Origin of the sequence: Mesorhizobium sp. M7A.F.Ca.CA.002.05.1.1 (assembly GCF_003998335.1) — a bacterium.
In the GTDB taxonomy this organism is placed as follows: domain Bacteria; phylum Pseudomonadota; class Alphaproteobacteria; order Rhizobiales; family Rhizobiaceae; genus Mesorhizobium.
Genome location: NZ_RZQI01001337.1, coordinates 1 through 1,095 on the forward strand (window position 1 = coordinate 1; position 1,095 = coordinate 1,095).

1 protein-coding gene and 1 pseudogene are annotated in these 1,095 nt (G+C 63.3%); both read right to left on the bottom strand.

Annotated features, from left to right (window positions below; all coding sequences use genetic code 11):
- Positions 1-899, bottom strand: an 899-nt coding sequence (locus tag EN939_RS35375; protein ID WP_206528445.1) for a class II aldolase/adducin family protein, incomplete at its 3' end; no start/stop codon positions are given.
- 90 nt (positions 900-989) lie between these two features.
- A pseudogene (locus tag EN939_RS39930) lies at positions 990-1,095 on the bottom strand (sugar-binding transcriptional regulator); the annotation flags it as partial.

A 1,095-nucleotide genomic window follows, 5' to 3' on the forward strand; every position in this document is an offset into this window, starting at 1 on the left:
GGTGTCGACACGCCGCGTCCGGCATAGTCGGCGATCTCAGCCGAATTGATGAAATCGACAATTGCCGGCGAAGTGCGGAAATCGCTGATCATGCGGTCGAAGCGGCCTCCGCCGCGCGCTACCGCCACCGCACCACGCAGCATCGGCGCGATCGACGCCGGTGTCGCGAGCTTTGCCGGCAAGGCTGCCTTTGCCGCCTTCGGCTTGCCGCTTGCGGCAATGAAGTCCTCGGCGACATTCACATAATGGATCATCCGGTCGTAGGCCTGTTTGGCGTCGTCGCCGAAGGTGAAAATGCCGTGCTTGTCGAGGATCAGGCCTTCGACATCAGGGTCGGCGTCGAAGATATCTGCGGCCGCCTTGGCGAGGTCGAAGCCGGGCATGATGTAAGGCACGTAACCCATCTTGCTGCCGAACACCGTCTTCACCAGCGGCTTGGAGTCCTCCTGGTCGACGATGGCGAGGATGGCGGTCGAGTGCGTGTGGTCGACGAATTTGTGCGGCAGGAAGGCATGCAGCAGCGTCTCGACCGACGGGTTGGGCGAGGACGGATCGATGAGGTTGACGCGTTGCAGGGCAACCATGTCCTCGTCGGCCAGCCTGTTCAGCGCGCGCGCCTTGAGCAGCGGCTTGAGCTTGACGGCCGGCAGGCCCTGCGGCTCGATGATGCCCATGTCCCAGCCGCTGCCCTTGACGCACAGCACGTCCCACTGGTCGCCGACGAGGTCGGTTGCCGTCGTCTTGCAAGAGGTGTTGCCGCCGCCATGCAGGACCAGCCGTGGTTCGCCGCCGAGCAGCCGGGTCGTGTAGACGCGCAGCGCCAGGTCGCGGCCGACACCCTTTTTCGCGTAGTCGGCGACGAGTTTTTCGGCTGTTTCGTCATTCCACAAATTGTTCATGTTCGCTTCGTCCGGTTGTTTGTTTTGATGGTGAAACAGGATTGCCGCGACGCTTTGATGACAATGCGCCGGCGGCGGAGAGGAGGATTTCTAGGAGGCCTTTTCTGTCGTGGCAGCCGCATGATCCAGGAGCCGCTGCGCCATGTGCGCGCCGACCACCAGATGCGTGCAAAGGCCGCGCGCGATCGCCGCGAGC